At 56.8% G+C, this 8,283-nt stretch carries 8 protein-coding genes and 1 pseudogene; 6 read left to right on the top strand and 3 right to left on the bottom strand.

All coding sequences use genetic code 11. The features are described from left to right. The coding region (locus tag ACEQWH_RS12135; RefSeq protein ID WP_370231249.1) for an SMP-30/gluconolactonase/LRE family protein at positions 1-523 on the top strand (523 nt) is incomplete at its 5' end. On the opposite strand, the gene ACEQWH_RS12130 is transcribed toward ACEQWH_RS12135, so the two are convergent. Beyond that, the gene (locus ACEQWH_RS12130; protein ID WP_370231247.1) at positions 520-1,959 is read right to left on the bottom strand and encodes a sensor histidine kinase; all 1,440 of its coding nucleotides are present in this window, start codon (positions 1,957-1,959) and stop codon (positions 520-522) included. The genes ACEQWH_RS12135 and ACEQWH_RS12130 overlap by 4 nt on opposite strands. Next, positions 1,956-2,693: a response regulator transcription factor gene (locus ACEQWH_RS12125; RefSeq protein WP_370231245.1), complete on the bottom strand. Its 738-nt coding sequence runs from the start codon at positions 2,691-2,693 to the stop codon at positions 1,956-1,958. Before ACEQWH_RS12125 ends, ACEQWH_RS12130 begins: the two co-directional genes overlap by 4 nt. Before the next feature lie 220 nt (positions 2,694-2,913). Between ACEQWH_RS12125 and ACEQWH_RS12120 the strand changes: the two genes are divergently transcribed. The 5 genes from ACEQWH_RS12120 to ACEQWH_RS12100 all read left to right on the top strand — a co-directional run bounded on the left by ACEQWH_RS12120 (position 2,914) and on the right by ACEQWH_RS12100 (position 8,036). Then, entirely contained in the window at positions 2,914-4,155 is a 1,242-nt protein-coding gene (locus tag ACEQWH_RS12120) for an ABC transporter substrate-binding protein (protein WP_370231244.1), read from the top strand. Positions 4,156-4,230: 75 nt separating this feature from the next. After that, positions 4,231-5,100, top strand: a complete 870-nt coding sequence (locus ACEQWH_RS12115; protein WP_370231242.1) for a carbohydrate ABC transporter permease — start codon at positions 4,231-4,233, stop codon at positions 5,098-5,100. Then, the gene (locus ACEQWH_RS12110; protein ID WP_370231241.1) at positions 5,093-6,004 is read left to right on the top strand and encodes a carbohydrate ABC transporter permease; all 912 of its coding nucleotides are present in this window, start codon (positions 5,093-5,095) and stop codon (positions 6,002-6,004) included. The genes ACEQWH_RS12115 and ACEQWH_RS12110 overlap by 8 nt, the downstream gene beginning before the upstream one ends. A 4-nt stretch (positions 6,005-6,008) precedes the next feature. Next, a complete protein-coding gene (locus tag ACEQWH_RS12105; RefSeq protein ID WP_370231239.1) occupies positions 6,009-7,112 on the top strand; it encodes an ABC transporter ATP-binding protein in 1,104 nt (367 codons plus the stop codon). 12 nt (positions 7,113-7,124) lie between these two features. Then, entirely contained in the window at positions 7,125-8,036 is a 912-nt protein-coding gene (locus tag ACEQWH_RS12100; protein ID WP_370231237.1) for a glucokinase, read from the top strand. A gap of 67 nt (positions 8,037-8,103) precedes the next feature. Here ACEQWH_RS12100 and ACEQWH_RS12095 read toward each other — a convergent pair. After that, positions 8,104-8,283 (bottom strand): annotated as a pseudogene (locus ACEQWH_RS12095) (alpha/beta hydrolase); the annotation flags it as partial.

The following is an 8,283-nucleotide window of genomic DNA, read 5'->3' as shown; positions in this document are numbered from 1 at the left end:
TTGGATCAGCACCATGGGCAAGAAAAACGAACCCAATGTGGGCGCGATTTATCGGTTCTATAAAGGTGAGTTGCGGCAGATGTTCTCAGAGCTGACCATCCCCAATTCGATCTGTTTTCACCCAAGTGCCCCCCTTGCGCTTTTTGCGGATACGGCCAAGCAGCGCATCGACAGCGTCGCGCTTGATCCGGCCACAGGATGGCCCGTGGGTGCGCGCGAGACCTATCTGGACCTGTCAGATCAAGATCTGAACCCGGATGGGTCCGTCTTTGATGTCAAAGGGCGACTTTGGAACGCCCAATGGGGCGCATCGCGGGTTGCCTGCTATGAGGACGGTGTTTGCGTCGATGCCGTAGAGATCCCGACCTCTCAGGCGACGTGTCCGGCCTTTGGCGGCGCAGAGGGCACAACGCTGTTTGTGGCCTCGTCCAACTATGATCTGACCGACGCGCAGGCCGGAATGACCTTTGCCAAGGCGATGCCCGTGAAAGGCATCCCCGAGCCGCGCGTCATCGTCGATTAACCGCGAGGGATGCGCAATTGGGCGATCGTGCCCGCCCGTCCCGGTCCAAACGTCAGATCGCCGCCGTGTTCCAACGCGATTGATGAAACAATCGTCAGTCCCATCCCAAAGCCCTTGGCGGACTGCGCGTTTGGCCCGCGTTTGAAGGGCAGGGTGAGTTTTTCAAGATCGTCCGCAAGGGGCTTGCCGCCTTCGTCTTCGACCAGAATGCGCACGTCGCTGGCGTCTGCCTCTAGATGAATGGTGGCGTTGCGCCCGTATTTCAACGCGTTGTCGATCAGGTTTCCAATCGCACGTTTCAGGGCCAGGGGGCGGCCCATGACCAACAGAGGGCTGCCTTCCTCGAGTTCGTTCTGCCTTTGACGCGACATAAAGATGCTGCGGCCTTCGTCAAAAACGATGTTTTGCATCGGCTCAAGGCGCACGGGGCTGCCCATGTCTTCATAATCGGCCACGATCGCTTCGACCAAGGACGTGAGCGAGAGCTTTCTTGGGGCTTCGGTGCTGAGTTCGGCGCGGGTGTAGGTCAGAACGCTTTCGATAATCCCGGTCATCTGATCGATGTCCGCCTCGAATTTACGCCGCAGCTCAAAATCTTCGATCATTGAGGCGCGCAGCCTCAGGCGGGTTGCAGGCGTGCCAAGGTCGTGGCTGACGCCTGACATAATCACAGCGCGCTCGGACAGGTGTTTACGCTCTTCTTCGCGATAGGCGTTGACCGCTTCGATGATGGCGCGCAATTCCGCGGGGCCGGTCAGCTGAATTTGCTTGGTGCGATCCGTGGTCTTTCTGTCGCTGAGGGTTTTGGCGAAGTCAGTAAAGCGCGACGCAAGGCTCACGGCAAAGCCGATGATGGAAACCACCGACACCAGTGCAAGCAAAATGGCCAGAAGGCGACGATCACTTGGCGAGGCGCTGCAATGCCAGACGCCCATTCCCGAAATGCGAAGCCACTCCTTGTCACCCGCTTTGACCAACAGGACCGCATCGCTGCAATACCGCGCCATCAGCATGGTGAATGCGCCAAGCGCGTCGCGGGATGACCGCCCATCGCTCAGATCCAGTTCAGACAGCGGGTAACGCAGTTTCGGTGAGATCGCCGCGATTTTCAGCGGCGTATCGGCGCGAAGTTCAAACGAGCTGTCCCCGACGGCCAGAAACGTCACCAACGTCGGGCGCGGGATTTGGGTCATGCGTTCAAAGTTACCCTGATTGGCAAGGGCCGCGTCCTGCTCTGATAGGGGCGACACCCGAAGTTCGCTCGGCAAGGGTTCCCCAAACAACAAATGGTCAAAAAGAACGTGGCCACGATGCTGCGCCAGGAACAGATGCTGGGTCCAGGCGTTCGACGAAATCAGCCACAGGCCGGTCGAGATCATCCCCGTCACAAAGGCAAATAGGATCATCGCGATGCTGGCGTTCTTCAGGCTGTTCATGCGTCGGTCGCGATAACGTCTACAGCCCAGACATAGCCGACGCCCCGTTGCGTTTTGAGCATCTGAGGTTTCTTTGGATTGTCCTCGACCTTTGAGCGCAACCGCCCAACCAGCATATCAATCGCGCGGCCACTGACATCCTGATTGTCGGCGGTGCTGTCGGTGATGTTCAGCCCCTCCACGATCTCTTCGCGGGTCAGCGGGATATGCGGGTTGGCAAGGAACACCTGTAGCAAAGCCAGCTCGCGTTGCGACAGGGCCACCTGATAGCCCGCAGGCGACATGACCTCGTCTGTGCGCGCATCATGTGACCAGCCTGCAAAGGCATAGCTTGTCTGGCGCCGCCGATGTGACAAAGAGGCGCTGCGTCTAGATCGGGTCAGAACCGCCTTGATGCGTGCCATCAGCAACTCGGCGTTGAAAGGTTTGGCGATATAGTCGTCCGCGCCCACCGAATAGCCCGACATACGCTGCTGGTCCGTGGACAGGGCCGAGACCATGATAATCGGAACATTGTGCTCTTTGCGGATGTTGGCACAGATCTCGATGCCGCTTTCCTCGCCCAGCATCACGTCCAGCAAAATCAGATCAATGCGTCCACTGTCAAAGTGCTTTTTTATGTCCACTTCACCTGTTGCCGGCAGTGCAATCGTGCCGTGCTTTTGCAGATACCGAGTCAGCATTTGGCGCATTTCAGTATCGTCTTCGACTACCAATATTCGGGGAATCGACAAACGGCTTTCCTTTCTTGGCGGGCTTATCCCATGGGTGCCCGGGAGTTTTGTAACACTGTGCAACAAAAGCAATCTCTTTGTAACACCCTGTAACGGCAGAGCTGAAATTCTGGCGTTAAGCCATGATTCAGGTGGATAGCCGGGTTGAGCACAGTGCAAGGCTGCGATTAGCAATATGCAGCCCCATTCGGGCTTCGTTTAATCGAGGGAGGATACCTTAATGAACAGAATTTCTACGACAGTTTCCGCAGTCGCGCTGATGATCTCAGGCGCTGCATTCGCTGAACCACAGGCCGAGGTGCTGCACTGGTGGACATCCGGTGGCGAAGCAAAATCGGTTGCAGTTCTGCAACAAGAGTTTGCCGACAACGGCGGTACCTGGACCGATATGCCAGTTGCTGGCGGTGGCGGCGACGCAGCCATGCAAGCACTGCGTGCACGTGTTCTGGCCGGCAACGCGCCAACAGCCGTTCAGCTGAAAGGCCCAGCAATCCAAGAATGGTACGAAGAAGGCGTTCTGGCGGACATCTCTTCTGTAGCGGAAGCACAGGGTTGGGCAGACGTACTGCCAGCATCCATCGCAGGCCACATGAAGTGCGAAGGCACATGGTGTGCGGCGCCGGTAAACGTTCACCGCGTTGACTGGATCTGGGCAAACGCTGACGTTCTGGAATCCAACGGCATCGCAATGCCAACCAGCTGGGACGAATTCAACGCCGCCGCAGAAAAGCTGCAAGCGGCAGGCATCATCCCACTGGCACACGGTGGTCAGGCATGGCAGGACGCAACAGTGTTCGAAGCTGTTGCTCTGGGCATCCTGGGTTCAGACGGATACCGCAAGGCATTCGTAGACCTGGATCAGGCCACTCTGACATCTCCTGAAATGGTTGCTGTCTTTGACCAAATGCGCACCATGCGTGGTTTTGTCGACCCGAACTTCCCTGGCCGTGACTGGAACCTGGCGACCGCAATGGTCATGAATGGCGAAGCCGCATTCCAAATCATGGGTGACTGGGCGAAGGGTGAATTCCTGGCAGCAGGCAAAGCGCCTGGCGAGGACTTCCTCTGCGCATCTACACCGGGTGAGGGTTTCCTTTACAACGTGGACAGCTTTGCAATGTTCGCAGTTGACGGTGGCGACAAACAAGCAGGTCAGGCTCTGCTGGCCGAGCTGATCGTTGGTAAGAACTTCCAGAAGGTCTTCAACCTGAACAAAGGCTCTATCCCAGCGCGGACAGACGTTGCTCTGGACGAGTTTGACAGCTGTGCGATTTTGTCCTCTGATGAGATGGCAGCTTCCAACGAAGGTGGCTCTCTGCTGCCAAGCTATGCACACGGCATGGCGCTGCGCGGCGCGCAATCCGGTGCAATCACCGACGTTGTGACACAGCACTTCAACTCTGACATGTCCTCTGAAGACGCGGTGAACGCACTTTGGGCAGCAGTCGCAAACAGCCTGTAATTTACCAAGTGTAAAAGGCTTAAGTTCCCCGCCGCATTATGCGGCGGGGCCATTCACCCCAAGGGGTACAAAGACATGAAATTTCTTGAAGATCATCTGCCAAAGATCATGCTGGCACCGTCCTTTGTCGCCGTACTGGTTTTTGTTTACGGCTTCATCGCTTGGACCGCATGGGTCTCTCTGACAAAATCAAGGCTTCTGCCCAAATACGAGATTGAGGGCTTTATCCAATACGACCGGCTGTTTGCATCGCTGCGTTGGGACACCGCCTTTAGCAACCTGTTCCTGTTCGGCGCGCTGTTCATTGGCATTTCGATGATCCTTGGATTGGTTCTGGCCATTTTTCTGGATCAGAACATTCGCACCGAAGGCGCAATCCGTACCATTTATCTTTATCCGATGGCGCTCTCTATGATCGTGACCGGCACCGCGTGGAAATGGATCCTGAACCCGGGACTTGGCCTGGAGGCTATGGTGCGCGGCTGGGGATTTGAGAACTTCACTTTCGACTGGCTCGTGAACCCGGACATGGCGATCTATACGGTTGTGATCGCGGCCATCTGGCAAAGCTCTGGATTTGTGATGGCGCTTTTCCTCGCAGGCCTGCGCTCTGTTGACGGAGAAATCATCAAAGCGGCGCAGATCGACGGTATTCCCGCATGGCGGATCTATTCCGCGATCATCATTCCCGCGATGGCACCGATCTTTTTGTCTGCCTTCATCGTGCTTGCCCACCTTGCGATCAAGAGTTTTGACCTTGTGATTGCTCTGACAGGCGGCGGCCCAGGCTTTGCGACGGATTTGCCTGCAACCTACATGTTCGCAATGGCGTTCTCTCGCGGCGACATTGGTCAGGCGGCCAGCTCTGCCATGGTCATGATGATGGTCGTCTTCGCAATCGTCGTTCCTTACCTCTACTCCGAATTGCGAGCGAAAAATGGCTGACTCTGCTATGACATTTAACTCAGAAACGCCCGCCAGCCCGGCACAAAGCCCGATCGGCAAACTGGTCCTGCGCTGGCTGCTATATGTCCTTCTTGGTGCGTTCGCGCTGTTCTATCTGGCGCCGCTGTTTGTGATGGTCACCACATCGCTGAAAAGCCTCGAAGAGATCAGAACCGGTGACCTGCTATCGCTGCCACGCGAAGTGACATTTGACGCCTGGTCGACCGCTTGGTCCAGCGCCTGTACGGGGATCCAGTGTGAAGGTGTTCAGCCTTACTTCTGGAACTCTGTTCTGATCGCCGTCCCTGCGGTGATGCTGTCCACGCTGATCGGTGCTGTGAACGGATATGTTGTGGCGCAATGGCGCTTTCCCGGTGCCAACCTGTTCTTTGCTTTGATGCTGTTTGGCTGCTTCATCCCGTTTCAGGTGGTTCTGCTGCCGATGGCGCGGATGCTGGGGCTGATGGGGATCGCGGGCACTATTCCGGGTCTGATCTTTGTCCACGTGATCTATGGCCTTGGGTTCACCACGCTGTTCTTCCGCAACTACTATGTGACAATCCCGGCAGAGCTGACAAAGGCTGCCAAGGTGGATGGGGCAGGGTTCTTTCGGATCTTCTTCTCGATCTTCCTGCCGCTCAGCCTCCCGATCGTGGTTGTGACCATCATCTGGCAATTCACACAGATCTGGAATGACTTCCTGTTCGGTGTGTCCTTCAGCCAGGCCGGAACCCAACCCGTCACTGTCGCACTGAACAATATCGTAAACTCCACAACCGGAGTGAAAGAATACAACGTAGACATGGCCGCCGCGATCATCGCCGGACTGCCAACCCTCCTCGTCTATGTTGTTGCAGGTAAATACTTTATCCGCGGCCTGACCGCTGGCTCCGTGAAAGGATAATCCAATGGCTCCAATTCTTGATATCAAGGGCCTGTACAAAAACTATGGCTCTGTTGAAATCCTCAAAGACATCAATGTTTCTATCGAGCCTGGAGACTTCCTGGTTCTGGTTGGACCTTCCGGTTGCGGTAAATCCACTCTGCTAAACTGTATCGCAGGTCTGGAACCCATCAGCGGCGGCACCCTGGCGATCGGCGGTCAGGATATGACCCACGTCAATCCAAAGGATCGCGACATTGCGATGGTGTTCCAATCCTATGCGCTTTACCCGACCATGTCGGTGGCCAAGAACATCACCTTTGGCATGAAAGTGCGCGGCGCAAGCAAGGCAGAGCAACAAGAGCAGCTTGAAAAAGTCGCCAAGCAGTTGCAGATCGAACAGCTTCTGAACCGCCGTCCGGGTCAGTTGTCTGGTGGTCAGCGTCAGCGGGTTGCGATAGGCCGGGCCCTTGTGCGGGATCCAAAGCTGTTCCTCTTTGACGAACCGCTGTCCAACCTTGATGCGAAGCTGCGTGTCGAAATGCGCACCGAGATTAAAGCGCTGCACCAACGTCTTGGCGCGTCGATGGTCTATGTGACCCACGACCAGATCGAAGCCATGACGCTGGCGACCAAAATCGTGGTGATGAAAGCCGGTGTGATCCAGCAGATCGGCTCTCCGGCCGAGATCTATAACACACCAGCCAACATGTTCGTGGCCGACTTCATGGGAAGCCCGGCGATGAACCTGATCCCGGCAAAGACCAAAGCCAATGGCGTTGGCATCAACATCGAGATCGAGCGCAAGAACGCGCCGCCAATCGTCATGACGGAAACTCGCGATATCTCGTTGCCGTCTGATGTTGTGGTGGGCATCCGCCCCGAAGATATTGTCGAGCCCAAGCTTTACAGCGGCGCAAGCAATCAGCTTCAGGACGCAGAGTGCATGATCGAGATCGTCGAGCCTGCGGGTGCTGACACCTTTGTGGTGTCAGAACTGGGCGGCACACAGGTGACGGCGCGTTTGAACGCGGAAACCACTGCGACGGCCGGTCAAAGCCAGCAACTGGCGTTTGATCTGAACAAGGTCTCGTATTTTGCTCCAGACAGCGGTCTGCGCCTGAACTAAGTGGCCCAGACGATGCGGTTGGTTGCTGACATTGGCGGGACGAATACACGGCTTGCGTTCGTCTCGCCTGATGCCACCCAGATTGGGTCATCGCGCAGCTTTCAGAATGCGCAGTTTGACAGTTTTGAAAGCGTGCTGGCCGCGTTTTTGGGCGACGCGCCAAGCCCCGAGCAGCTGGTTGTTGCGATGGCGGGTCCCGTGGTGGGCAATCGGGGACGGTTGACCAATCTGGACTGGGTGGTCGACGGATCAGAGCTGTCGGCTCGCTTTGATGGCGCATCTGTGCATGTCATCAACGACCTGACCGCGCTGGGCTATGCCGCGTTGCGACTGGCGCCAAATCAGGTGGTGCCGATCGTCAAACACCCTGCGCCGCAGTCTCTGCAAAAACAGGCTTTGGTCGTGGGGATCGGTACGGGATTTAACGTAAGTCCTGTGGTCTCTGTCCGCGATCAAACGATCTGTCCCGCTGTCGAAGCGGGGCACACCAGCATGTTCACCTCGATCAGCACCGCGCTCGATCAGATCGCACCGGACCTTTCGGCGGCCTTTCCCACGGTCGAGGCTTTGTTCTCGGGACGCGGCAGACGCTTGTTTCTGTCGCATGTCACGGGGCAAGAGGTGGCGCGTGTCACGCCCTTCATTGCAAAGCAGGGCCAAGCCGACAACGCGGCGGCAGATGCGGCGCTGGATCACTATGCAAGGCTGATCGGCGTATTGATTGCCGAGCTGAAAGTGGCCTATCTGCCAACAGATGGCGTGTTTCTGGCGGGCGGCGTTGCGCGATCCTCGCTGACCGGAAATCGCGCAGAGATCTGTGCGCAAGAGGCAATGCGCGAGAATGCGTTCGTCAAGATCACCCCATCGATTTCAATCATCGATGACGATGCGGCCGCCCTGATAGGCTGCGCTGCACTGGGGTAATCGGACGTCTGGGGTTTCAGAAACACCAGCGTCCTAGGTGCCGCGCCGTATCCGATTTACGATCCTGTCAGTCTCCGGCAAAAGCTTGGGTCAGGGGGTGATCTGCGTGTTTCAGACCATCTATGACATCGAAATGGTGCCGGTTTGGGTCTGCCACCAGATGCGTTTCGACGCCCTGCAGTCGCCAGTTTTCAGCCAAGAGCGCGGACTGCCTCAGAAATTCCGGGCGTTCATGCGCGCCGACCCA

It is taken from the genome of Cognatishimia sp., from assembly GCF_964229375.1.
Classification (GTDB): domain Bacteria; phylum Pseudomonadota; class Alphaproteobacteria; order Rhodobacterales; family Rhodobacteraceae; genus Cognatishimia.
Note: the sequence above shows the minus strand (reverse complement) of the source record. Positions and strands in the feature narration are given on the sequence as shown.

Bases quoted from the DNA above. Each gene is read 5' to 3' on its own strand.
- ACEQWH_RS12130 (WP_370231247.1), bottom strand. From the start codon at position 1,959: ATGAACAGCCTGAAGAACGCCAGCATCGCGATGATCCTATTTGCCTTT.
- ACEQWH_RS12120 (WP_370231244.1), top strand. From the start codon at position 2,914: ATGAACAGAATTTCTACGACAGTTTCCGCAGTCGCGCTGATGATCTCA.
- ACEQWH_RS12115 (WP_370231242.1), top strand. From the start codon at position 4,231: ATGAAATTTCTTGAAGATCATCTGCCAAAGATCATGCTGGCACCGTCC.
- ACEQWH_RS12110 (WP_370231241.1), top strand. From the start codon at position 5,093: ATGGCTGACTCTGCTATGACATTTAACTCAGAAACGCCCGCCAGCCCG.
- ACEQWH_RS12105 (WP_370231239.1), top strand. From the start codon at position 6,009: ATGGCTCCAATTCTTGATATCAAGGGCCTGTACAAAAACTATGGCTCT.
- ACEQWH_RS12100 (WP_370231237.1), top strand. From the start codon at position 7,125: ATGCGGTTGGTTGCTGACATTGGCGGGACGAATACACGGCTTGCGTTC.